The organism is Microvirga soli, assembly GCF_016734765.1.
GTDB classification, from domain to species: Bacteria; Pseudomonadota; Alphaproteobacteria; order Rhizobiales; family Beijerinckiaceae; genus Microvirga; species Microvirga soli.
Genome location: NZ_JAERQE010000018.1, coordinates 1 through 23,653 on the forward strand (window position 1 = coordinate 1; position 23,653 = coordinate 23,653).

Annotated in this window: 21 protein-coding genes; 12 read left to right on the forward strand and 9 right to left on the reverse strand. The window is 64.6% G+C overall.

Translation table 11 applies throughout. The annotated features are described in order from the left end of the window. The 5 genes from JKL45_RS30815 to JKL45_RS15940 all read left to right on the forward strand — a co-directional run. The coding region (locus tag JKL45_RS30815; RefSeq protein ID WP_376771045.1) for a DNA translocase FtsK at positions 1 to 107 on the forward strand (107 nt) is incomplete at its 5' end. Positions 108 to 208: 101 nt separating this feature from the next. After that, the gene (locus JKL45_RS15925; protein WP_201862543.1) at positions 209 to 1,135 is read left to right on the forward strand and encodes an outer-membrane lipoprotein carrier protein LolA; all 927 of its coding nucleotides are present in this window, start codon (positions 209 to 211) and stop codon (positions 1,133 to 1,135) included. 239 nt (positions 1,136 to 1,374) lie between these two features. Next, on the forward strand, positions 1,375 to 2,190 hold the full coding sequence (xth, locus tag JKL45_RS15930) for an exodeoxyribonuclease III (protein WP_201862544.1): 816 nt from the start codon (positions 1,375 to 1,377) through the stop codon (positions 2,188 to 2,190). A gap of 43 nt (positions 2,191 to 2,233) precedes the next feature. After that, the gene (locus JKL45_RS15935; protein ID WP_201862545.1) at positions 2,234 to 3,133 is read left to right on the forward strand and encodes a Gfo/Idh/MocA family protein; all 900 of its coding nucleotides are present in this window, start codon (positions 2,234 to 2,236) and stop codon (positions 3,131 to 3,133) included. An 83-nt stretch (positions 3,134 to 3,216) separates the two neighbouring features. After that, positions 3,217 to 4,929: a methyl-accepting chemotaxis protein gene (locus JKL45_RS15940; RefSeq protein ID WP_201862546.1), complete on the forward strand. Its 1,713-nt coding sequence runs from the start codon at positions 3,217 to 3,219 to the stop codon at positions 4,927 to 4,929. A gap of 15 nt (positions 4,930 to 4,944) precedes the next feature. Here the strand turns inward: JKL45_RS15940 and JKL45_RS15945 are convergent, their stop codons facing one another. Both JKL45_RS15945 and JKL45_RS15950 read right to left on the reverse strand, forming a co-directional pair. Beyond that, positions 4,945 to 5,442 (reverse strand): cyclic nucleotide-binding domain-containing protein, encoded by a 498-nt coding sequence (locus JKL45_RS15945; RefSeq protein WP_201862548.1) that lies wholly within the window; start codon positions 5,440 to 5,442, stop codon positions 4,945 to 4,947. A 10-nt stretch (positions 5,443 to 5,452) separates the two neighbouring features. Further along, entirely contained in the window at positions 5,453 to 6,139 is a 687-nt protein-coding gene (locus JKL45_RS15950; RefSeq protein ID WP_201862550.1) for a response regulator transcription factor, read from the reverse strand. A gap of 233 nt (positions 6,140 to 6,372) precedes the next feature. On the opposite strand from JKL45_RS15950, the gene JKL45_RS15955 reads away from it, so the two are divergent. Both JKL45_RS15955 and JKL45_RS15960 read left to right on the forward strand, forming a co-directional pair. Further along, positions 6,373 to 6,906 carry a L,D-transpeptidase family protein gene (locus tag JKL45_RS15955; protein ID WP_201862552.1) on the forward strand — a complete coding sequence of 178 codons (534 nt, stop codon included), beginning with the start codon at positions 6,373 to 6,375 and terminating at the stop codon, positions 6,904 to 6,906. A gap of 4 nt (positions 6,907 to 6,910) precedes the next feature. Next, positions 6,911 to 7,759, forward strand: a complete 849-nt coding sequence (locus JKL45_RS15960; protein WP_512699582.1) for an ATP-grasp domain-containing protein — start codon at positions 6,911 to 6,913, stop codon at positions 7,757 to 7,759. A gap of 253 nt (positions 7,760 to 8,012) precedes the next feature. On the opposite strand, the gene JKL45_RS15965 is transcribed toward JKL45_RS15960, so the two are convergent. After that, positions 8,013 to 9,527, reverse strand: a complete 1,515-nt coding sequence (locus JKL45_RS15965; protein WP_201862556.1) for an ABC-F family ATP-binding cassette domain-containing protein — start codon at positions 9,525 to 9,527, stop codon at positions 8,013 to 8,015. A 422-nt stretch (positions 9,528 to 9,949) separates the two neighbouring features. Between JKL45_RS15965 and JKL45_RS15970 the strand changes: the two genes are divergently transcribed. Continuing rightward, entirely contained in the window at positions 9,950 to 10,459 is a 510-nt protein-coding gene (locus tag JKL45_RS15970; protein ID WP_201862558.1) for a hypothetical protein, read from the forward strand. Between the two features lie 7 nt (positions 10,460 to 10,466). Here the strand turns inward: JKL45_RS15970 and JKL45_RS15975 are convergent, their stop codons facing one another. After that, positions 10,467 to 11,144 carry a YggS family pyridoxal phosphate-dependent enzyme gene (locus JKL45_RS15975; protein WP_201862565.1) on the reverse strand — a complete coding sequence of 226 codons (678 nt, stop codon included), beginning with the start codon at positions 11,142 to 11,144 and terminating at the stop codon, positions 10,467 to 10,469. Positions 11,145 to 11,403: 259 nt separating this feature from the next. Between JKL45_RS15975 and leuS the strand changes: the two genes are divergently transcribed. Genes leuS through holA form a run of 3 tightly spaced genes read left to right on the forward strand, consistent with a single transcriptional unit; the run spans position 11,404 to position 15,572 of the window. After that, positions 11,404 to 14,025 (forward strand): leucine--tRNA ligase, encoded by a 2,622-nt coding sequence (gene leuS, locus JKL45_RS15980; RefSeq protein WP_201862567.1) that lies wholly within the window; start codon positions 11,404 to 11,406, stop codon positions 14,023 to 14,025. After that, positions 14,012 to 14,548: an LPS assembly lipoprotein LptE gene (gene lptE, locus JKL45_RS15985; protein WP_201862569.1), complete on the forward strand. Its 537-nt coding sequence runs from the start codon at positions 14,012 to 14,014 to the stop codon at positions 14,546 to 14,548. The genes leuS and lptE overlap by 14 nt, the downstream gene beginning before the upstream one ends. Before the next feature lie 4 nt (positions 14,549 to 14,552). Continuing rightward, positions 14,553 to 15,572, forward strand: a complete 1,020-nt coding sequence (gene holA, locus JKL45_RS15990; RefSeq protein ID WP_201862570.1) for a DNA polymerase III subunit delta — start codon at positions 14,553 to 14,555, stop codon at positions 15,570 to 15,572. A gap of 165 nt (positions 15,573 to 15,737) precedes the next feature. Here holA and JKL45_RS15995 read toward each other — a convergent pair whose 3' ends face one another. From JKL45_RS15995 to mnmE, 5 genes are all read right to left on the reverse strand, one after another. Then, on the reverse strand, positions 15,738 to 16,619 hold the full coding sequence (locus JKL45_RS15995) for a ParB/RepB/Spo0J family partition protein (protein WP_201862571.1): 882 nt from the start codon (positions 16,617 to 16,619) through the stop codon (positions 15,738 to 15,740). A gap of 17 nt (positions 16,620 to 16,636) precedes the next feature. After that, a complete protein-coding gene (locus JKL45_RS16000) occupies positions 16,637 to 17,476 on the reverse strand; it encodes a ParA family protein (protein WP_201862572.1) in 840 nt (279 codons plus the stop codon). Next, the gene (rsmG, locus tag JKL45_RS16005) at positions 17,473 to 18,096 is read right to left on the reverse strand and encodes a 16S rRNA (guanine(527)-N(7))-methyltransferase RsmG (protein WP_201862573.1); all 624 of its coding nucleotides are present in this window, start codon (positions 18,094 to 18,096) and stop codon (positions 17,473 to 17,475) included. The genes JKL45_RS16000 and rsmG overlap by 4 nt, the downstream gene beginning before the upstream one ends. Positions 18,097 to 18,098: 2 nt before the next feature. Beyond that, positions 18,099 to 19,979, reverse strand: a complete 1,881-nt coding sequence (gene mnmG, locus JKL45_RS16010) for a tRNA uridine-5-carboxymethylaminomethyl(34) synthesis enzyme MnmG (RefSeq protein ID WP_246498574.1) — start codon at positions 19,977 to 19,979, stop codon at positions 18,099 to 18,101. A gap of 217 nt (positions 19,980 to 20,196) precedes the next feature. Further along, positions 20,197 to 21,507 carry a tRNA uridine-5-carboxymethylaminomethyl(34) synthesis GTPase MnmE gene (gene mnmE, locus JKL45_RS16015; protein ID WP_201862575.1) on the reverse strand — a complete coding sequence of 437 codons (1,311 nt, stop codon included), beginning with the start codon at positions 21,505 to 21,507 and terminating at the stop codon, positions 20,197 to 20,199. Between the two features lie 120 nt (positions 21,508 to 21,627). Between mnmE and JKL45_RS16020 the strand changes: the two genes are divergently transcribed. Next, a complete protein-coding gene (locus tag JKL45_RS16020; RefSeq protein ID WP_201862577.1) occupies positions 21,628 to 23,652 on the forward strand; it encodes a thioredoxin domain-containing protein in 2,025 nt (674 codons plus the stop codon). Position 23,653: the final 1 nt, after the last annotated feature.

Here is a 23,653-nt window from a genome sequence, read left to right on the forward strand (position 1 = left end):
CGGCTTCGCTCATGGAGCGCATGGAGCAGGAGGGCATCGTCGGTCCCGCAAACCACGCCGGGAAAAGAGAGATTCTGCTTGAATCTCATGGGGCGGGAGAGGATTAACGTCTCGTATCCGGAACCTTGGCCACGCCCCTGCGTCATTGTTGAGCCCTATGCAATGGCCAAGCCGCGGTCATAATCGTTCCGGTCAGGAGATTCTTCGGATGCGTCCCCTCCCTGTTGTCGCTTTGGCCTCGGCCTTGTCCGCGTGTGCGGGTATCCTGCCGGCCATGGGGCAGATGCTTCCGATCGAGATGATCCTCCCACCCGTGCGGCCCGCCGCTCAAGGCTTCAGCCGCACGGCCGCGCCCCTGCCGACCGCCTCCTTCCGTCACGCGGGATCCTCGCACCATGCGGCTCAGCCGGCCCGGCCGCTGATCCCCAGGCCCGCCAACGCGGAGCAGGTTCTCGCCATGACGGCCCCCCTGCCCCCGAGCCGTCCGGTCATGGAGGAGCCCGAAGCGGCTCTTGAGCCCATCGCGATCACGCCGAAGCCCATCGTGACCGCCTCGGCGATTCCGGTGGCCCTCAACCAGCCGCTGCCCAACAGCGTCGTGGTGGAGCGGGCCAATGCGTTCTTCACCAACTTGAGCACCATGGTGGCGGACTTCACGCAGGTCGGCGGCGACGGGCGCCGGCAGGGCGGCACGCTCTATCTGCAGCGGCCCGGCAAGGTGCGCTTCGAGTACGATCCGCCCGCCACCCTGCAGGTGGTCGCCGACGGCCGCTCGGTGGCGGTGCGCGACCGCAAGCTCGCCACCCAGGACCTCTATTCCATTTCGCAGACGCCCCTGAAATTCCTCCTGCGCGAGCGGGTCAATCTCGGCCAGGACATCAAGATCACCGGCATCACCAACGACGGCAACGCGGTGCGGATCAACCTGGAGGATACGTCGACGCTGGGCGGCACCTCGCGGATCACACTCTACTTCGACCCGCAGGTGGAGAGCCTGAACCAGTGGCGCATCATCGACGCGCAAGGGTTCCAGACCGTGGTGGTGCTGGGCAAGGTCGAGCGCGACCGACGCATCGACCAGGACCTGTTCAAGATCCAGTACGAGGTCGTCATCGGCGCGGGCAACAACCGGTAGCCACCGTTTGAAGCGTTATACTTTCTTGTCATGGCCGGGCTTGTCCCGGCCATCTCGATGAGACGAGTGTTGCGCTTGAAGCAGTCGGGATCACCGGCACAAGGCCGGTGATGACGTGAGAAGACTGTATTAATGGATCCTCTTCCCGGTTCTCAGGAACGCCCGGGATGACACGGGGTACCCTTCCCTCCGGGCCGAATCTGTCGTAGCCGAACAGGGTCTTCCAAGGGGCCTATCTCGTGCAACTGACCGTCTCGACCTGGAACATCAATTCCGTTCGCCTACGCATCGATCAGGTGGGCCGCTTCCTGAAGGAGCGCCGCCCCGACATCCTGTGCCTGCAGGAGACCAAATGCCCGAACGACAAGCTGCCCCTGAAGGACCTCCAGGCCTTCGGCTATCCCTTCGTGGTCCATATGGGCCAGAAGGGCTATAACGGCGTCGCCATACTGTCCCGCTATCCATTTGCCGAGACCAGCGTGATGGAGATGTGCGGCCGCCAGGATGCCCGCCACATCACCGTGACCCTGAGCCGCGAGGCCAAGGCCGCCGCGGGGCTGACCATCCATAACTTCTACGTCCCTGCCGGCGGCGACATCCCGGATCCCGAGATCAACGAGAAATTCCGCCACAAGCTCGATTTCATGGCCGAGATGCGCGCATGGGGCAGCAAGGCGAAGCCGACCTTAGGGCCGTCGATCCTCGTCGGCGACCTCAACGTGGCGCCCCTCGAACACGACGTGTGGAGCCACAAGCAGCTCCTCGACGTGGTAAGCCACACCCCGGTGGAAACCGAGATGTTCGAGGAGCTGCGCCAGGAGGCGGAGTGGATCGACGCCATGCGGATCCTGCGCCCCGAGCCCGAAAAGATCTATTCCTGGTGGAGCTACCGCTCGCCGGACTGGGCCGCCGCCGACAAGGGCCGCCGGCTCGACCACATCTGGGTGTCGAAAGGCCTGAAGGATACCTTGCGCACCATCGACGTCACCCGCGACACCCGCGGCTGGGAGCGCCCCTCGGACCATGCCCCCGTGACGGCGGTGCTGGAGCTGTAGGCCACGCGTCCAAACCTCACACCCTCCTGGCGGATTCTTGAATATGTACGGCATTGGAATTGTCGGCCTCGGCACGATGGGGCGGCGCCTCGCGGAAAGCATCAGGGCCAATCCCGCCTTCAGGATCGTGGCCGCCTACGATCCGGCGGCAACGGACATGATAATCCCGATGGCAGGCAGCGTCGCCGAACTCGTCGGCAACCCGTCCGTCGGCTGCGTCTATGTGGCGACGCCTCCCGCGACTCACGAAGAGATCGTCAGGTTAGTAGCGGATGCCGGCAAGGCGCTCCTGTGCGAGAAGCCGCTCGCCGCCTCGCCGGAAGCGGCCCGGGCCTGTGTCGATGCGGTTGCGCGGGCGGGCATTCCGGCCGCCGTCAACTTTCCCTTCGCCACCGCTCCAGCGGCTCTCCGCCTCAAGGAATTGGTCGACACCGGGGCTTTTGGCGAAAACCTGTCGGCCCATCTGACCCTGCGCTTCCGCCAATGGCCCAGGGAGTGGCAGCAGGGCGCCGCCTCATGGCTTGCCGGCCCCGAGCAGGGCGGGTTCACCCGGGAGGTCGTCTCCCATTTTGCTTTTCTGGCCGTGCGCCTGTTCGGCCCGGGGCGCCTCGCGGAATGCACCGTCGAGCGCGGACCCGTGGGCACGGAAACACGGGTCCATGCCGTGCTCCGGTTTGCCTCCGCGACCATGACCATCGACGCCGCCGTGGACGGCGACCAGGACGAGTTCAACCGCTTCGAGGTGAAGGGCTCGAAAAGCGCGGCCGTCATGAGCGAGTGGTACCGCCTGACTCACGAGAGCGGCGACATCGCGCCCGCGCGGGCCGATGCCAACCAGATCGCGGAGCTTGCCCTGCTTCTGGAAGGCCGGCCCCATCGGCTGGCGACGTTTGAGGAAGCAGCCCAGGTCGTTGCGCTCATCGAAGAGATCCTGGGATCGTAGGGTTTCGCGTGCGGTCGCCTTTGACAGGTTATTAACCTTCATTTGCGAAACACGCTGCACAACTTTCCCTAAGGTCAATAGTCGTGCAGTTCCTCGCCAACCGGAAGCTTTCCCATCTCACCACCGCCGCCATGGTGGCCTTCGTCGTGATGACCGCCGCCGCTCTCTTTGCGGTCGTGTCCCTTCAGACCCGCTCTGACGTCCAGAGCAAGGCGCTGGCGCAGCTGCAATCCAATGTGCGGACTTTCGTCGGCATCCTGCGCGGCTCCATCGACAGCCTGACGGTCAAGAAGGACGCCACCGGCGCCGTCACCGGGATCACGGTGAAGGACGATGCGGTGTTCTACAGCGATGAGCTCGCCGACCGGATCGCCGAAGCGACCCAGGCGCCCGCGACCCTGTTCGTGAAGGACAAGGCGAGCGGAGACTTCATCCGCCGCGCCACGAACATGCGCAACCCCGATGGAACGCGCGCGGTCGGCACAGCCATGGACCGCAAGGGCGTGGTCTTCCCCATCGTGTCGGGCGGCGGCACCTATGTGGGCCAAGCCAAGATCCTCGGCGGCGATTACCTCCTGGTGAACCTGCCGGTCTTCGGTCAGAGCGGACAGGTTCTGGGCGTGCTCGGCAGCGGGTTCCAGGTCACGGCGCTCGAGGCTTCGGCCAACCGCCTCATGTGGCAGATGGGCATGGTGTCGCTCGCGGCCGTTCTCGTGCTGACCCTGGCGGCGATCCTCTCGGCCCGGATGCTGTTCCGGCCGATCCCGAAGCTCGCCGCGGCCATGAACGATCTGGCCCATGGCGATACCGCCGTGACGGTGCCCTACCTCGCCTCGAAGAACGAGATCGGCGAAATGGCTCGCGCGGTGGAGGTTTTCCGCGAGAACACGGTCGAGCGTCAGCGGCTTGCGGTTGAGCAGGCCGCCGAGAGCGATGCCAAGATGCAGCGCGCTTTGAGGCTCGATGGCCTGACCCGTCAGTTCGAATCCAATGTGTCGGCCCTGACGCAGGGGCTTGCCGCCGCCGCCTCGCAGATGGAGGCCACTGCCCAGACCATGACGGCCACGGCCGAGCGGACCAACCAGCAATCGGTCAGCGTCGCGGCCGCGGCCGAGCAGACCTCGGGCAGCGTGCAGACGGTGGCGGCCGCCACCGAGGAGATGTCGATCTCGATCCGGGAGATCGCCCGGCAGGTCACCCAGTCGTCGCAGATCTCATTCGAGGCCGTGGAGAGCGCCAAGCGCACCAACGGCATCGTGCAGGCGCTCGCCGACGGCGCGCAGAAGATCGGCGAGGTCGTCGCCCTCATCAACACGATCGCGAGCCAGACCAACCTCCTGGCCCTCAACGCCACCATCGAGGCGGCGCGCGCCGGCGAGGCCGGCAAGGGCTTCGCGGTCGTGGCCTCCGAGGTGAAGAACCTCGCCACCCAGACCGCCAAGGCCACCGAGGAGATCGGCTCGCAGATCGCCCAGATCCAGGGCGCCACGCAGGAAGCCGTGGATGCCATCCACGGGATCCAGACGGTCATCGATCAGATCTCCAACATCTCCACCGGCATCGCCGCCGCCATGGAGCAGCAGGGCGCGACCACAAGCGAGATCTCACGCAGCGTCCAGGAGGCGGCTCATGGCACCGGCCAGGTGACGCAGAGCATCGATAGCGTGAAGCACGGTGCAGGCGAAACCGGCGCTGCGGCGGTTCAGGTGCTGGACGCGGCGCAGGAATTGGCCCGCTACGCCGATAAGCTGAGCCGGGAAGTCGACGTCTTCCTGTCCGACGTCAAGGCGGCGTGAGGGGGGATAAACCCCTTACGCCTCGTCCGGCTGCTCTGGCGGGGTGTTGTCCCCGCCGTCGATGGCGAGAAGCTGCTGGCGCACGCGCTCCAGGCCTTCCGTGAGGCGTGTCAGCTCGTCGGCCATGGCCTCGTGGATCGCCGCGGCGGCGTCCGGGAACTCCTCGAGCACCCGGCGCATGAGGCTGGGCGTCACGCGGACGATCGTGGAGGGCTCCTGCGCGGTGGCGGTGGCGCGGCGCTCGATGCGGGCGAACAGGGCCGCCTGCCCGACCAGCGCGCCGGGTCCGGCCACGAAGGCTGCCGGCGAGCCATCCTCGGCGGCATCGAGCGCGATGGCTCCACGCGTCACCACATAGCCGCCGTCGGAGCGGTCGCCCTTCTTGAACAGCACATCGCCCTCGCGATAGCTGCGGGTTTCCGACGCGAAGGCCACAAGGCGCAGGGCATCCTTCTCCAGCAGGTTGAACAGCGGAGCCTGGCTTAAGATCGCGATGTCGTCTTCGAGCGCCATGGTGGTTGTTTTACGGGATCAGCTTATAGCCGCCCGGCTCCGTCACCAGGATGCTGGCATTCGAGGGATCGGTCTCGATCTTCTGGCGCAGGCGGTAGATATGGGTTTCGAGCGTGTGGGTGGTGACGTTGGAGTTATAGCCCCACACCTCGGTCAGCAGGGTGTCGCGCCCGACCACCGCCTGGCCGGCGCGGTAGAGATAGCGTAGGATCGCCGTCTCCTTTTCCGTCAGCTTGAGCTTGGAGCCCTTCTCGGTGGTGAGCATCTTGGAGCCGGGGCGGAAGATGTAGGGCCCGATCTGGAACACCGCATCCTCGCTCGCCTCGTACTGGCGCAGCTGCGCGCGGATGCGGGCGAGCAGCACGGCGAACTTGAAGGGTTTCACCACATAATCGTTGGCGCCCGCCTCCAGGCCCATCACGGTATCGGTTTCGGAGCCTTGCGCGGTGAGCATGATGATCGGGCTGCGGAAGCCGTTCTGACGCATGAGCTTGACGGCCTCGCGGCCATCCATGTCGGGCAGGCCCACATCCATGATAGCGAGATCGATCCGGTCGCCCTTCACGGCCTCGATGGCGCCATTGGCCGTCTCGGCGATGGTGATCTGGAACTCGTCATGGAATCCGAGCTGTTCGGCTAGGGTGTCGCGCAGATCCTGATCGTCATCGACGACGAGGAGGCGGCTGGCATTCGACATCTGAAACCCTTCACACGATGAACCGCAAAATGGCAGAAGCGGCCTTCCGAAGACGAAAACCCTCAAGCCTGAAGCCGGTTCGTTCGCCCCCTGTCGCCGCTCATGATCCGGATCGAATATCGCCGCCTTGGCTGAATGCCGGCGCGAGCCTTGAGCTGCGGATCATGCTCGACGCATAAGAGTAGTCATTCCCAGCTTGACAACAAGGGGCGTCCGAGGCCCTTCCACTGCCGATGAAACACTCTCGCGTCAATGTTATCCGTGTTTTCCGCTCCCCGCTCGACCACCGGCGCGGACGCCTGCAGGCGGGCAACCTCGCGATTCCTTGCGCGCTCGGCCGCTCCGGCACGCGCCATGCAAAGCGCGAGGGCGACGGCGCCTCGCCGGTGGGACGGTTCAAAATCCTCCAAGCCTTCTACCGGGCCGATCACGGCCCCCGCCCCCGCACCGGCCTGCCCCTGAAGGCGATCCGGCCCGGTGACGGCTGGTCCGACGACGTGCGGGACCGCCGCTACAACCGCCTCGTCCCCCTGCCCTGCCCGACGAGCCACGAAAAGATGTGGCGGGACGACCACCTCTACGACGTGGTGCTCGACATCGCCTGGAACCGCCGCCCCAACATCAAGGGCCGCGGCAGCGCCATCTTCCTGCACCTCGCCCGCCCGGGCTTCCTGCCCACGGAAGGCTGCGTGGCCGTGGAGCGCCGCATGATCTGGCGACTTCTGGAGCGGATCGGGCCGAACACGCGCATCGAGATCGTGGGCTGACCGCATGATACTGGTCGCCACCTGTTCCGAGTACCCGCATCCGACGCCAAACCTTGAGGCCCTGGTGAACAGCTTGAAGGCACAAGGCATGGACGCGGCCTATCTGCCCTGGAAGACGACGCCACTGGAGACCTTCATCGCAACCGACGCGGTGCTTCCCCTGTGCTGCTGGGATTATTACGGCGATCCCGGGCGCTTCCTTGCCTGGATCGATGCGCTGGAGGCCGAGGGCGCCAGGCTGCTCAATCCTCCCGAACTCCTGCGCTGGAATTTCCGCAAGACCTATCTGCTTGAGCTGGCTGCGGCGGGGTTGGCCGTGCCGAAGACCTTCCACTTAGCCGACGCCAGCCGTGAGACGATCGCGCAGCGGATGGAGTCTGAGGGCTGGGGCACCGCCGTGCTCAAACCGGTCTCCAGCCAGAACGGACACGGCATCCAGAAACTGGATCATGCGGAGCGGGCCCAATGGTCGCTCGAGAGCATGCCCGGCGAAGTTCTGCTGCAGGAATTTCAAGCCGATATCGGGGCGCTCGGCGAGACGACCATGACCTTCATCGATGGCGCGTTCTCCCACGCGGTGCGTCGCGTGCTTAAAGCCGGCGAATGGCGGGCCAATCCGCAATACGGCATCACCTATGAGCGCGTCGCGGTAAGCCGCGAGGTGATCGACGCGGCACAGGCCTATATCGATTTTCTGCCGCAAACGCCGCTTTACGCCCGCGTCGACGGGCTTGTTCGATCCAGCGGTTTCACACTGATGGAATTGGAGCTGATCGATCCGTATCTCTACCTCGAATTCGAGCCCGGCAGCGCGGATGTGATGGGGCGGGCAATCCTGCGGCGACTTCGATAGATACCGCATTTCGGTTCGCCATAATGGCCGGACTCGTTCCGGCCATCCACGTTTTAGGAAACACTCACCTGATCCTGAGGAGCCGCTGTAAGCGGCATCTTGAAGGAGGCTTCAGTACACCCTGGATGCTCCTTCGAGACGGATTGCTCACGCAATCCTCCTCAGGATGAGGCCAGAGGGAGACTTGATGGATCCAAGACGTGAATGCCCGGCGCAGGGCCGGGCATAACGGGTTGTGTTCAGTCGCCGTCGATCACCCCTGCATGCTCTCGTAAAACGCCGCCGGCCCGTCGATTTCCCGCAGTCTCCCCTTGTCGATGAGCAGGAAGCGGGTGCCGATGGCGTTGACGAAGCTGCGGTCGTGAGAGACCACGATGCAGGTGGCTTCCGCGTCGAGGATCTCGGCCTCCAGCTGCTCGCGCCCTGGAATGTCCACGTGGTTGGTGGGTTCGTCCATAAGGTAGAAATTCGGCTCGGACAACCGCAGCGCCAGGAGCCCGAGCCGCGCCTTCTGGCCCGGCGACAATCTGGCGATCGGCAGCCCCTGCCGCTCGATGGAAAAGCCCGCCTCCGCCAGAACCGCGCGGCTGCGCTGATCGCCCAGGCGAAACCGCGACAGGATAAAGTCGTGCGCCGTCGCCTTGTCGGGCAATTGCCGCATGTCCTGATCCACGTAGCCGAGAGCGAGGCTCGGGCTCACCCGAATGCCGGGCGAGCCGTCGGGCAACCGCATCGCCCGGTGCAGCAGGCCGATCAGCTGCGACTTGCCGGCGCCGTTGCGGCCCAGCACCACGATGCGGTCGCCCTGCGCCACCTCGAGCTTGGGGATCGTGAAGAGCTTGCGCGCATCGGGCGTGTGCACCGTCACGTTCTCCAGCGCCATGAGCACCCGCGCATGGGTGCCGCGATTGCCGAGCCGGATCTCGCCCGACCGTTCCCTGTGCAGGGAACGCGCGGTTTGCTCCAAAGCGTCGGCCCGGCGCTTGATCTGCGCTGACTTGATCTGCGCAGCATCGCTGCCGCTGTTGATGCCGACATTGCGCAGTTCTTGCGCGCTCTGGCGCAGGCGCTTGACCTCGCGCAGGGTCTTCTCCCGCTGCGCCTGCGCTGCCGCATCGTGCGCCTCCAGCAGATCGCGGGCGCGTCGGTAGGGATGCGCGAAAGCAATGGATTCCTCCGGCCGCACGAAGAGCGTCTTGCTCGTGCAGGCATCGAGAAAGTCGCGGTCGTGGCTCGCCACCACGATGGGCGCGGTATAGCCCGCATTGTTGATCCAGGATTCGAGCTTGAACAGCTTCTCGAGGTCGAGGTGGTTTGTCGGCTCGTCGAGCAGCAGCATGTCGGGCTGGGTGATCCAGGCCCTGGCAATGAGCGCGAGCCGCTGCCAGCCGCCGCTGAGCGCCCGCATGGGGAGGCTGCGCAGATCGGCCGGCGTATCGAACTCGTCGAGCACCATGTCGACGCGCCATTCCTGGGTGACACGCTCATCCGCTGGAAGCGCGGTGAGCAGCATATCGTGCAGCGACAGGTCGAGCAGAGCGGCGGGAACGTCCTGTTCCACCAGCGCGACGCGCAGGCCCCGGGAGCCGATGATGTCTCCCTCGGTCGGCTCCATGTGGCCGGCGAGACATTTGAGAAGCGTGGATTTTCCGGCGCCGTTGGCGGCGACCAGCCCAAGGCGGTCGCCCTCGCCGATGACGAGGTTCAGGTTCTGGAACAGGGGCGTGTGGGCAACGACGCCGACATTGCGAAGGTTCAGGGAAGTCATGGATGGGGTCTCTGGTGCAGCGCGCTCGGGCCTTGGCCTCAAGGAGCGCGAAAATCGTGAACGTGTCAGACGCGCCGGATCCTTGCGGATGTTAGGCACGGAAAGCCGTTCAGAGCTGACCAGAAGAGATGGAGGCGGTGGTTTGAGAGACCGTCAGATCCGTTCGATGGCCGGCCCTGCAACAAGCTGCTGCAGGGCGTGCCCAGGGCCGAACGTGCGTTGATGCATCGCTTCAATCATGCAGCCCTCCCTGGTTCGAACGCGGATCAGTACGTGAGGCTTAATCGGAAAAGGCCGCGGATGCAACGGGAAGCCACCGACTATGCTTTCAGTCCGGTCGGGTTGTGCGCCATCTCACGCATGCCTCCATGTTGGTCGTCTATATTACTGGATAGATTCCTATCAGAGGCTCTGTCCTGATCATGAAACCTCGCACCTTATGTCTGCACGCGTTCCTGAGCATCGGTGCTTTGGGAATGGATGGCTCGGCAGCCCTGGCCCAGAACCTGGGGAATTGGCGCGCACTGACGGCCGAGGAGGAGAAGGCCCGTATTGCGAATGTATCTCCTGAATCGGTCGATCCCGCGATGATCGAAGCCGACTTCGATGGCGATGGACGGAAGGACAAGGCTTTGATCGCTGTCAGGAAATCCGACGGGGTTTTTGGTCTGATCGCAATCCTGAAGGGCCGAATTCATGTGCTCGACACAGATTTGGTGGAGGCATCGGACGGCCTTAGATATGCCGAACCACGCACTTGGGATACCATTTGCGGCATGCCTGCTAGTGCCAACGATGCAAGTTGCGACGAATATCCCAGTCGCGTGATATTGAAAAATCCGGGAATTTTGTGGATCGGCAATGGCCGAACGTCCCTCTATTTCTGGAGCAGGAAAACAAAAAGCTTCGACGTCGTCTTGATGGTTGACTAGCGCCGCCTCAAAGCCCCGGCCGACTCCCGAAAATCGCGCTGCCCACCCGCACATGGGTGGCTCCTAACTGGATCGCCGCGTCGAAGTCCGCGCTCATGCCCATGGACAACAACTTCAAGCCATGACGCTGGGCGATGGTGTTGAGGAGGGCGAAGTGGGGTGACGGCGGGTCCTCGGCCGGCGGGATGCACATGAGGCCCTCGATCGCTAGGCCGTATTTCGTGCGGCAGGCCTCGAGGAAGGCATCGACCTGGGTGGGGATCACCCCGCCCTTCTGCGGCTCCTCGCCGGTATTCACCTGCACGAAGAGGCGCGGCTTCTTCCCCTGCTTGGCGATTTCCTTGGCCAGTGCCTCCGCCAGCGATGGGCGGTCGAGGGTGTGGATCGCGTCGAAGAGCTCCACCGCTTCCCTGGCCTTGTTGGACTGGAGCGGACCGATCATGTGGAGCTCCACGTCCGGGTAACGCTCACGCAGAGCGGGCCACTTGGCTTTGGCTTCCTGCACGTAGTTCTCGCCGAACACCCGCTGGCCTGCGGCAAGCACCGGCTCGATAGCCTCGGCTGGAAAGATTTTTGAAACAGCCACGAGGGTGATGGAGGATGGGTCGCGGTCGTAATCGGAGGCGGAGCGCCGGATGCTCTCCTGCACCTGCTTTAAGCCTTCGACTGCGTCGTTCTCGCTCATGGGACCCTCTCTCGTTCTGCCCTGTCATCCCCGGCCGGAGATGGCGATAGCCATGGCAGGGGAAGGGAATCCACGGTCAGGCGCCGCGCTATGGATCCCCTTCCCGGCCCTTTCGGGCCGCCGGAGATGACACCAGAGCAAAACCTGATCGTCTCCTACACGCGAAACCGTTGACCGCGCGGGAGAGCTGTGTCCTAGTCCGCCGCAACGTGGCGGCGCAAGCCGCTTGAATCCCTAAACGACGGATGATTTGAGAAAAATGAGGCCCGAGCGCTACAACGCCAAGGAAGCCGAGCTGAAATGGCGGAAGGTCTGGAACGACCGCGACCTGTTCAAGACCAACAACGACGATCCGCGTCCGAAATACTACGTGCTCGAGATGTTCCCCTATCCGTCGGGGCGCATCCACATGGGCCACGTGCGCAACTACACCATGGGCGACGTGGTGGCGCGCTACAAGCGCGCCCGCGGCTTCAACGTGCTCCACCCAATGGGCTGGGACGCCTTCGGCATGCCGGCCGAGAACGCCGCTATGCAGAACAAGGTCCACCCCAAGGAATGGACCTATGCCAATATCGCCACCATGCGCGCCCAACTGCAGAGCATGGGCCTGGCCATCGACTGGAGCCGCGAGATCGCCACCTGCGATCCGAGCTATTACCGGCACCAGCAGCGCATGTTCCTGGATTTCCTGGAAGCCGGCCTCGTCGACCGCAAGACCGCGAAGGTCAACTGGGATCCGGTGGACCATACGGTGCTCGCCAACGAGCAGGTGATCGACGGGCGCGGCTGGCGCTCGGGCGCCCTGGTGGAGCAGCGCGAGCTGACCCAGTGGTTTTTGAAGATCACCGATTTCGCCCAGGATCTCGACGAGCGGCTCGACACGCTCGACCGCTGGCCCGAGAAGGTGCGCCTGATGCAGCGCAACTGGATCGGTCGCTCCGAGGGCTTGCTGGTGCGCTTCGCGTTGAAGCCCGACACCGTGCCGAACAACGAGACCGAGCTGCAGATCTATACGACGCGCCCCGACACCCTGTTCGGCGCGAAGTTCATGGCGGTGGCACCCGACCATCCGCTGGCCCGGGCTGCGGCCGAGAAGAACCCGGAGCTTGCCGCCTTCATCGAGGAGTGCAAGCGCGTCGGCACGGCCCAGGAGGCCATCGACAAGGCCGAGAAGCTGGGCTTCGACACCGGCATCCGGGCTGAGCATCCGTTCGACCCGAATTGGACCCTGCCGGTTTACGTCGCGAACTTCATCCTGATGGAATACGGCACCGGCGCCATCTTCGGCTGCCCGGCGCATGACCAGCGCGACCTGGATTTCGTCAACAAATATGGCCTGGGCAACACCCCGGTGGTGTGCCCGCCGGACCAGGACCCGGCTGCCTTCGTGATCACCGACGTGGCCTATGACGGCGAAGGCCGGATGATCAATTCCCGCTTCCTCGATGGCATGACCATCGCCGAAGCCAAGGAGGAGGTCGCCCGTCGCCTGGAAGCCGAGACCCGCGGCAACCGTTCCGTGGCTGAGCGCAAGGTGAATTTCCGCCTGCGCGACTGGGGCATCTCGCGCCAGCGCTACTGGGGCTGCCCGATCCCGGTGATCCATTGCGATGCCTGCGGCGTCGTGCCGGTGCCGAAGGATCAGCTGCCGGTGGTGCTGCCGGAGGACGTGTCCTTCGACGTGCCGGGCAATCCGCTCGACCGTCACGCCAGCTGGAAGAACGTGAGTTGCCCGCAATGCGGCGCCAAGGCCCGGCGCGAGACGGACACCATGGACACCTTCGTGGATTCGTCCTGGTACTTCGCGCGCTTTACCGACCCGACCCTAACCGATCAGCCGACGGATCGCGCGACCGTCGATTCCTGGCTGCCGGTCGATCAGTATATCGGCGGCATCGAGCATGCGATCCTGCACCTGCTCTATTCGCGCTTCTTCACCCGCGCCATGAAGAAGACGGGCCATGCCGGCCTCGACGAGCCCTTCGCCGGCCTGTTCACGCAGGGCATGGTGGTGCACGAGACCTATAAGGACCAGAGCGGCGCTTGGGTGCTGCCCTCCGACGTGCGCTTCGAGACTGAAGGCGGCACGCGCAAGGCCTTCCATGTGGAGACCGGCGCCCCGATCGAAATCGGCTCGATCGAGAAGATGTCGAAGTCGAAGAAGAACACGGTCGATCCCGACGAGATCATCGCGTCCTATGGGGCCGACACGGCCCGCTGGTTCATGCTGTCCGACTCCCCGCCGGAGCGCGACGTGATCTGGACCGAGGAGGGCGTGCAGGGTGCAGGCCGCTTCATCCAGCGCGTGTGGCGCCTGATCGGCGAGATCGCGGACCGTATGGGCAGCGGTAAGGGTGCTGCGGCCGAGGGGCCGATTGCGCTCGCCGTGCGCAAGGCCGCCCACAAGGCGCTCGCCGCCGTGGAAGAAGATGTGGAGCGCTTGCGCTTCAACCGCTGCGTCGCGCATCTCTATGAGCTGGCCAACGCGCTGCAGGATCTGGCGAACCAGGCCAAGAGTGCCGACGAGCCGGGCGTCGGCGCAGCCTTTGTCGAAGCCGGGCGCATCTTCGTGCAGCTGCTCGCTCCCATGATGCCGCATCTGGCGGAGGAATGCTGGGAGGGCTTAGGTCAATCCGGCCTCGTGGCCGATGCCCCCTGGCCGCAGGTGGATCGCTCGCTGCTGGTCGAGGACACGGTCACCCTGCCGGTGCAGGTGAACGGCAAGAAGCGGGCCGACGTGACGGTTGCCCGCGACGCGGATCAGGCTACAGTCGAGGCTGCCGTGCTTGCTCTCGAGGCCGTTCAGAAGGCCATGGAGGGCAAGCCCGCCCGCAAGATTATCGTCGTTCCCCAGAGGATCGTGAATGTCGTCGCTTAACCTGAAGGGCCTTGCCCACTTCGTTGTCGTGGCAGGCCTCTCTCTGGGCCTGTCCGCCTGCTTTCGGCCTCTCCACGGCCCGACGGCGTCCGGGCAATCGCTCCAGACGGAGCTTGCCTCCATCGACGTGCCGGAGGTGGAATGGCCGCCTCAGCTGGCCAATGCGGGCCATTACCTGCGCAGCGAGCTGATCTATGCCCTGAATGGCTCGGGCTCGGCGACACCGAAGCGCTACAACCTGCGTCTTGCCTTCACCAAATCGCAGACGAGCCCGGTTGTCGACACGCAGTACGGCACGGCAAGCTCGGTGATTGTCGGCGGAACGTTGACCTATACGCTCACCAGCCTCGACGGTGCCACGGTGATCACCCAGGGCACCGCCACCTCCAGCGCGAGCTTCGACCGCTTCCCGCAGCGTTTCGCCAATATCCGGGCGGCGCGCGATGCCGAGATCAGGCTGACCAAGGACTTGGCCGATCAGGTGAGAACCCGGCTGTCGGCGGTGCTCGCCACCCGAACCTGACGTCATGGTGGCGGTGAAAGCCGGCGACGTGGAAGGGGCGCTACGGCGTCCCGATCCGCGCATCGGCGTCTTCCTGTTCTACGGGCCCGACATGGGCCTCATCAACGAGCGCGCCCGGATGGTGGCCGAGCGCTCCGTGGACGACGCGTCCGATCCGTTCCAGATGATCCGCATCGACGGCGATGACATCGCGGCCGATCCCGGACGTCTGGCGGACGAAGCCGGCACCATGGGGCTGTTCGGGGGCAAGCGCGCCATCTGGGTGAAATCCACCTCGCGCAACATCGCGCCGGCCGTCGACGCGGTTCTCAAAGGCGAGTTGCAGGACACGGTGATCGTCATTGAAGGCGGCGATCTGCAGAAATCGTCCCCTCTGCGCACCCTTTGCGAGCGCTCTCAGAAGGCACTCGCCCTGCCCTGCTATGCGGACGAGGCGAGAAATCTCGGCGCGGTCGTCGACGAGGCCTTGAAGGCAGGCGGCTTTTCGATCCAGCGCGACGCACGCACGGCCCTGATCGCGAGCCTCGGCGGCGACCGCCTCGCCACCCGCGGCGAACTCAACAAGCTGATGCTCTATGCCCATGGCCAGCGGGAGATTACGCTGGCCGATGTGGACGCCATCATGAGCGACGTGTCGAGCCTTGCCATGGATGCGGTGATCGACGCCGCCTTTGCCGGTGAAGGCACAGGCCTCGAGACCGGCTCCCGTCGTCTCGCGGCCGAAGGCGTGAACGCGAGCGTGCTGCTCGGCGCGGCGCTCCGCCATGCCATGATGCTGCTCACGGCCCGCCTCTCCGTCGAGGAAGGACGCCCGATCCCGGCCGTCATGGAGACCATGCGCAGCCTGCATTTTCGGCGAAAGCCCCTGGTCGAGCGTCATCTCCAGCGGTGGACTGGCGACAGCCTGAAGAACGCGATCACGCTTCTGCAGGCCAATCTGCTCCAGACCCGCCGCATGGCCGATCTCGGCGACACGATCGCGGCCAAGACCCTGCTCGACATCGCCCGAACGGCGCGGCGGTAGATCTGAGCGACTTCTCTTTACAGAAAGTATTGTCCTCATCCTGAGGAGGATTGCGCTAGCAATTCGTCTCGAAGGAGCGTCCAGAGTACACTGGAACCTCGTTCGAGAAGCAGACTGATGTCTGCTCCTCAGGTTGAGGTTGTGCGAGAGAAGGCCGTGTAACAATTACGGATTCAACCGACGGCACAGACCGTCGAGCTGGTCCAAGGTCTTGTACTTGATGCGCAATTCGCCGCCCTGGCCTTTGTGATCGATGCTGACGGTCAGACCGAGCACGTCCTGCAGGGCCTTTTCGAGAGCGCGAGTGTCGGGGTCCTTCTCCGTCGGGCCGGGCTTGGCCGCCTTCGCGGCAGCCTTCGACGCGTTGCCTGAATCTGCCTGAGCGATCTCCTCGACTTGGCGCACGCTCATGCCCTCGTCGACGACGCGCTTGGCCACTTGGACCGGGTCGTTGACGGAGAGCAGGGCGCGGCCGTGGCCGGCGGTGATCTGCCGGTCGATCAGCAGCTTGCGCACGGTCACCGGCAGCTCGGCGAGGCGTAGCATGTTGGCGATGTGGCTGCGGCTCTTGCCGATGATCTTGGAGAGGTTTTCCTGCGTGTAGGAGAACTCGGCCATCAGGCGCGAATAGCCTTCCGCCTCCTCGATGGGGTTGAGGTCGGCGCGCTGGACGTTCTCAAGAATCGCGTATTCGAGCGAGGTCTTGTCGTCGATATGGACGACAACCACCGGAACCCGGTGCAATCCAGCCTTCTGGGCCGCGCGCCAGCGGCGTTCGCCGGCGACGATCTCGTATTGGTCGATGCTGTTGGGGATCGGTCGCACGACGATGGGCTGGATGATGCCGCGATCCTTGATCGACTGGGTCAGCTCGCTCAGATCCGTATCGTCGAAGACCTTGCGCGGGTTGCGCGGGTTTGCGCGCAGGAATTCCACGGGCACGGATTTCGGCACGAAGCCCTTGCGCTCGAGATTGCCCATCTCCTCCCCGACTTCGCCGATGAGGGCAGCCAATCCACGGCCCAGCGATTTCGTCTCTTTAGCCATTGTGGTCTCTCAAGCTCTCAAGCGGCGCGCAGCGCGCGTTCGCGCTGGATGACTTCGGAGGCCAGACGCAGATAAGCCTGCGAGCCGGCGCATTTCAGATCGTAAAGCAGAACCGGCTTGCCGTGGGATGGCGCCTCGGACACGCGCACGTTGCGCGGGATCATGGTCTCGTAGACCTTGGCACCCATGAACTGGCGCACGTCGGCTACGACTTGGCCCGACAGGTTGTTGCGCGGGTCGAACATGGTCAGCACCACCCCGTGAATCGTCAGCTCCGGGTTGAGGGCTGAACGGACCTGTTCAACCGTCTTGAGCAGCTGGCTGAGGCCTTCCAGAGCAAAAAATTCGCATTGCAACGGCACTAGAACTGCGTCAGCAGCGGTCAAGGCGTTGATGGTCAGAAGATTAAGCGATGGCGGGCAATCGATCAAAACATAGGTAAAAGGTTCGCTTACCTCAGAGGCTGAAAGTTCCTGAATGGCCGAGCGGAGGCGGTGAGCCCGGTTCCGCTCGTTGGCGATCTCCAGTTCGATGCCGAGGAGGTCGAGAGTCGACGGTGCGACCGACAATCCGGGCACCACTGTCTCGGTGATGCTCTCCTCTAGGGAGGCTTCGCCGGCAAGCACATGATAGGTCGAGGTCTGCCGGTTCTTCCGGTCAATGCCGAGGCCCGTCGAGGCGTTGCCCTGCGGATCGAGATCGATGATCAGCACCCGCTCGCCGATGGCGGCGAGCGCCGTGCCGAGATTGATCGCCGTCGTGGTCTTGCCGACGCCGCCCTTCTGGTTGGCGAGCACGAGAACGCGCGGCTTCACCCCACGCGCGCCTGCTTCGGGTCCGTTGCGGTCGGTCATCATGAATGGCTCTCAATGGAGGTTATGCGAAGAATCCTGGCGCTGGAATCGGTCGAGCTCGGCAAGGTCTCCGCCTCGAATGTCCACTTTTTCCTGGCCTCGGTCAATTCGATCTCGGCGTCGCGACCCTTGGGAAAGAGGCCGATTGTCCCCGCTTTCAACAACGGCGCGGTCCAATCCAGAAGCTGATCGAGCGCGGCCAGGGCGCGGGCCGAGACCACATCGGCCTTGCCGACGAAGCCTGGAATGACGGTCTCCAGCCGCGCTTCGTGCACCGTCACGGCAGAGCCAGTCAGGCGCGCAATCTGGCGAAGGAAGGCACATTTGCGCGAATTGCTCTCGACGAGATGCACCTTCAGGCCCCTCTCCACCCCCGCAATGGCAAGGACGAGACCCGGGAATCCAGCCCCGGAACCGAGGTCGAGCCATGTCTTCGCCTCAGGGGCGAGGTCAAGAAGCTGGAGCGAATCGACGATGTGACGCTCCCAGATCTGATCGAGCGTGGCTGGGCCGACAAGGTTCTTGATCCCCTGCCAGCGGCGAAGCTCCCGCTCCAGCAGCTCAAGCTTCTCGAATGTTTCACGTGAAACATTCAGGTCAGATGCCGATATCCGGGATGTCATGCCTACACCGGATTGGAAGAACGGGCCGCACGGCCGGGTGCCTTGCGGGCATGGGCAGCCAGGAGAGTCAGAGCTGCGGGCGTGATCCCCTCGATGCGGGCTGCCTGCCCGATGGTTCTGGGACGAACCCGGTCAAGCTTGGCCTTGATCTCGTTCGACAGGCCGGGGAGACCCTGAAAATCGATGCTTTCCTCCAGCACTACACTTTCATCGCGCCGATAAGCGGCAATATCCGCCTGCTGCCGGTCGAGATAGACCGCATAGGTGGCGTCCGTCTCCAGGCGATCGCGAACGGGAGCGCTCACCGCAGCCAGATCCGGCCAGATCCGCCCCAGGTCGGACCAGCCGATGCTGGGATAGGACAGGAGCTGATAAGCTGAGCGGCGGATGCCATCCTGGTTCAACTCCAGCCCATGCCGCGCCGCCTCCTTGGGGGTGAGGGCGAGGGTCTGAAGCTGCTGCCGGGTCTCCCGGATCTCCTCCTGCCCGTTCCGGAAATGCGCCTCGCGTCCTGAGCCGACGCAGCCGATCTCCAGGCCCTTGCCGGTCAGGCGCTCGTCCACATTGTCGATGCGCAGGCTCAACCGATACTCGGACCGGGACGTGAACATGCGGTAGGGCTCGCTCACGCCACGGGTGATCAGGTCGTCGACGAGCACGCCGATATAGGATTCGGCCCGGTCGAATATGATGCCGTCCTGGTCGCAAGCCCGGCGGGCGGCGTTGAGGCCGGCCACCAGCCCTTGAGCGGCCGCTTCCTCATAACCCGTAGTGCCGTTGATCTGGCCGGCGAGAAAGAGCCCCTGCACGGCCTTGGTCTCAAGCCCGGCCGTGAGATTGCGCGGGTCGACATAGTCATATTCGATGGCATAGGCCGGCTGGAGCATGTGCACCTTCTCCAGGCCGGGGATGTGCTTGAGGAATTCAAGCTGCACATCCTCCGGCAGAGAGGTGGAGATGCCATTGGGATAGACGGTGATGTCGTCGAGACCTTCCGGCTCCAGGAAGATCTGGTGGCCATCCCGGTCGCCGAATCGCACCACCTTGTCCTCGATGGAGGGGCAATAGCGCGGCCCGATCCCCTGGATCTCACCCGAATACATGGCCGAGCGGTGCAGATTATCGCGGATTAGGGCGTGCACCTTGGCGGTGGTGCGGGTAACGCCGCATTCGATCTGCGCGTTGGTGATGCGTGTGGTGAGCAGGGAGAACGGCACCGGCTCGTCATCGGCGGCCTGCTTGTCGACACCGGCCCAGTCGATGGTGCGGCCATCGAGGCGGGGCGGGGTTCCGGTCTTCAGGCGGCCAAGCGTGAAACCGAGCCGGGCGAAGGTTTTTGGCAGGCCTAGTGACGGGCGCTCGCCCATCCGTCCGGCCGGGATCTTCTTCTCGCCAATATGAATCAAGCCGGACAGGAAGGTGCCGGTGGTGATGACCACGGCGCCGGCCCCGAGCTGCCGCCCGTCGGTGAGCAGCAGGCCGGCGATCCGGCCCTCCTGAACGACAAGGTCGTCGGCCTCACCTTCAACAATCGTGAGGTTCGGGGTGTTCAGAAGCTCCGCCTGCATGGCGCGGGCATAGAGCTTGCGGTCGGCCTGGGTGCGAGGGCCACGCACGGCTGGGCCCTTGCGGCGGTTGAGAAGACGGAACTGAATTCCGGCCCGGTCGGCGATACGGCCCATGATGCCGTCGAGGGCATCGATCTCACGGACAAGATGACCTTTACCGAGGCCGCCGATGGCCGGGTTGCAGGACATGGCGCCAACGGTCGAGACCTTGTGCGTGACAAGAGCCGTGCGCGCGCCGATACGCGCTGCAGCCGCGGCCGCCTCGGCGCCAGCATGGCCGCCGCCCACGACGATCACATCGAACGAAGAACTCATGATGGTTTCCATGACAAGGGGTCTACGCAGCGCCGGGCACAAGGTCAAAAGGGCAAAATGTTTCACGTGAAACATTTTGAGCGATCCCCAGTCCTGCACAGCTGGTCCACAGCCTGTGCAGGGCGGATTCAGCACCCTTCCACCGATTCGTGAACAGCCGAAATCGGAGGTCTCACAGATTCGCGAAAAGGTTACCGCGCCGGATTACTTGGAGATTTTACTTGCCGATGCAGAAGCTGGAGAAAAGGCGGTCGAGCACATCCTCCACATCCACCCGTCCAGTAATCTCCCCAATGGCACGGACGGCGAGCCTGGCCTCTTCCGCGGCAAGCTCCAGAGGTCCCCGGCTCGTCAGCATATCCCGTGCGCGGATCAGGCATCCTTGGGCGCGGTCCAAGGCTTTTCGATGACGCTCGCGGGTGATCACCGCATCCCCCTGTCCCATCAGGCTCGCGGCTTCCGTCTCAAGGCGTGCGATCAATTCCGGCAGTCCCTCCCCGGTCGCGGCCGCGATCATCACGTCGCAGTCGCTCCGGGCGCCGCCCATATCCGCCTTGGTCCCGACCCTCACGAGGCGCCGCGCCGGAGGAGGTGCACTCTCCTCCCCGTCCGGCGGCACGAGCCACAGCACGAGATCAGCGTCATGTGCGCGGGCGCGGGCGCGGAACACGCCCTCCTGCTCGATCAGGTCGGCGCTTTCCCGCAGGCCCGCCGTGTCGACGATAATCACCGGCAGGCCGCCGAGATCGCAATGGACCTCGATCACGTCCCGGGTGGTGCCGGCGATCGGCGACACGATGGCGACATCCCGTTGGGCGAGCGCATTGAGGAGCGTCGACTTACCGGCATTGGGCGGGCCGGCGAGCACCACGGTGAGACCCTCACGCAAACGCTCGCCGCTCCGGTTGGCCAAGGCCCGGCTGATCTCCCCCTGGATCCGGTCGATCATCCGCAGGATGTCGGCCTCCAGATCCTCCGGAACATCGCCTTCGTCCGAAAAGTCGAGGCTGGCTTCCAGCAGCGCCAGAACCTGCAGGATGTTCTCGCGCCACCCCTCGGCGGCATTGCCGAGACGCCCGCCGAGCTGGAGCATAGCCTGACGGCGCTGGGCCTCCGTCTCGGCATCGATGATGTCGGCGAGCCCCTCCACCTGGGAGAGGTCCATACGCCCATTGAGGAAGGCCCGGCGGGTGAACTCGCCGGCCTCGGCCGCACGACAGTTCTCGATCGAAGAGAGGGCCCGCAGCACGGCGGCCCGGGTGGCGAGACCGCCATGGATGTGCAGCTCGGCCTGGTCTTCGCCGGTAAAGCTCCCCGGCGCCGGCATCCAGAGCACGAGAGCCTGATCGAGAGGATCGCCGGTCCTTGGATCGCGCAGGGTTCTCACCACGGCGCGCCGGGGCTCCGGCAACCCGCCTGTCACCTGCTCAAGGAGGTTACGGCTCTCAGGTCCGCTGATCCGGATCAGGCACACGGCGGACCGGCCGTGACCGGAAGCGATGGCGAAGATCGTATCGTCGGAACGCATGGGCGTGAACCTCGTGAGGAGAACAGGACTTAACTCCGGCAAAGCCCTAACAACAAACAGGCATCCGGAACACGGATCGATCAGCCCGGCCGAGTTACCCCGGAATCAGGAGCAGGATTCATGAACCGCCTCAAGGACGCTTCGTCCCCCTATCTCCTGCAGCACCGGGACAATCCTGTCCATTGGTGGGAGTGGGGACCTGAAGCTCTGGCCGAGGCCAAGCGACAGGGCAAGCCGATCCTGATCTCCATCGGCTATGCCGCCTGCCACTGGTGCCACGTGATGGCGCACGAGAGCTTCGAGGATGCGGGCGTCGCCGAGGTCATGAACGAGCTCTACGTGAATATCAAGGTCGACCGGGAGGAGCGGCCCGACGTCGATCATGTCTATATGAGCGCCCTGCACCTTCTGGGCGAGCCCGGCGGCTGGCCGTTGACCATGTTCCTCACGCCGGAGGGCGAGCCGTTCTGGGGCGGCACCTATTTCCCCAAAGAGCCGCGCTTCGGCCGGCCGGGCTTTGTCCAGGTGCTGCGCGAGATCAACCGCCTCTATCATGCGGAGCCGGAGCGGGTTTCCAAGAACCGGGATGCCATCAAGCAGCACCTCGCCAAGGTCGAGGTGGGCGATGGCGGCGTGCTCGTTCTTGCCGATCTCGACCGGATGGGCTTACGCCTGACGGAGCTGATCGACACGGAACATGGCGGGCTTCAAGGAGCGCCGAAATTTCCCAACCCGCCGATCCTCGAATATCTCCTTCGCTATGCTGGCCGCAGCAATGACGGCGCGGCGCGGCATCGCTTTCTCCTCACCCTGGAGCGCATGGCGCTCGGCGGCATCCAGGATCATCTCGGCGGCGGCTTTGCCCGCTATTCCGTCGACGAGCGCTGGCTCGTGCCGCATTTCGAAAAGATGCTCTACGACAATGCGCAGCTGCTGGAGCTCTACGCCCTGGGGTTTGCGGAGACCGGCCGCCCCCTCTTCCGGCAGGCGGCCGAGGGCATCGTCACCTGGCTCGAGCGGGAGATGGTGACGCCCGAGGGCGCCTTCGCGTCCAGCCTCGATGCGGATTCGGAAGGCGAGGAAGGCCGGTTCTATGTCTGGAGCCTGCCCGAGATCCGCGAGACCTTAAGCGAGGAGGATGCCGCTTTCTTCGCGAAGGTCTACGACATCACGGAAGCGGGCAATTTCGAAGGCCACAATATCCCAAACCGGCTCATCTCCGGCGAAGCGCCGCCCGCGGTCGAAGAGCGAATCGCCGCCATGCGGACGAAGCTGCTGGAGCGTCGCGAGGCGCGGGTCAGGCCCGGCCTGGACGACAAGGTGCTGGCGGATTGGAACGGGCTGATGATCGGGGCTCTCGTGCGCGCCGCTCCCCTGTTCGACCGACCGGATTGGGTCGTCCTTGCGCAACGGGCTTATCGGTTCGTGGCTGAGTCCATGAGCCGGAGCGGTCAGCTCGGTCATTCCTGGCGCGGCGGTTCCCTGATCTTTCCGGGCTTCGCCCTCGACCATGCCGCCATGATGCGAGCCGCGCTCGCGCTCTTCGAGGTGACGTCGGAAGCCTCCTATCTCCGGGATGCGCAAACCTGGCGCGACGTCCTGCTCAACGAGTTTATGATGGAAGAGACCGGCTGCCTCGCCATGACCGCCCAGGGGGCGGACCCTCTCGTTGTGCGACCGCAGCCGACCTATGACGAGGCGGTCCCGAACGCCAACGGCGTCTTCGCCGAGGCCCTCGTCCGGCTGGCGCAGATCACCGAGGCGGCCGACGACATCGAGCGGGCGAGAGACGTCCTGAGCCGGCTCGTGAGCATGGCCCGCGCCTCGCCCCTCGGCCACACCTCGATCCTTAACGCCCTCGACCTGCACCTGAGGGGCTTGAGCATCGTCGTCACGGGAAACAACGCCGAAGCCCTCCATGAGACGGCCCTGCAGATCCCTTACCCGGACCGCAGCGTCCGCCTCCTGCGTGAAGGCGAAGCGCTGGACGACAACCACCCGGCCAAGGCGCTTACCGCTTCAGGCGCGGACGCCCAAGCCCTCGTCTGCGCCGGTCAGCGCTGCTCGTTGCCAGTCAAGGACACGGAAGGGCTGAAGGCGCAGATCCGGAAGATGCTGGCACCGCAATCCGGCAGTCCGGCATGAG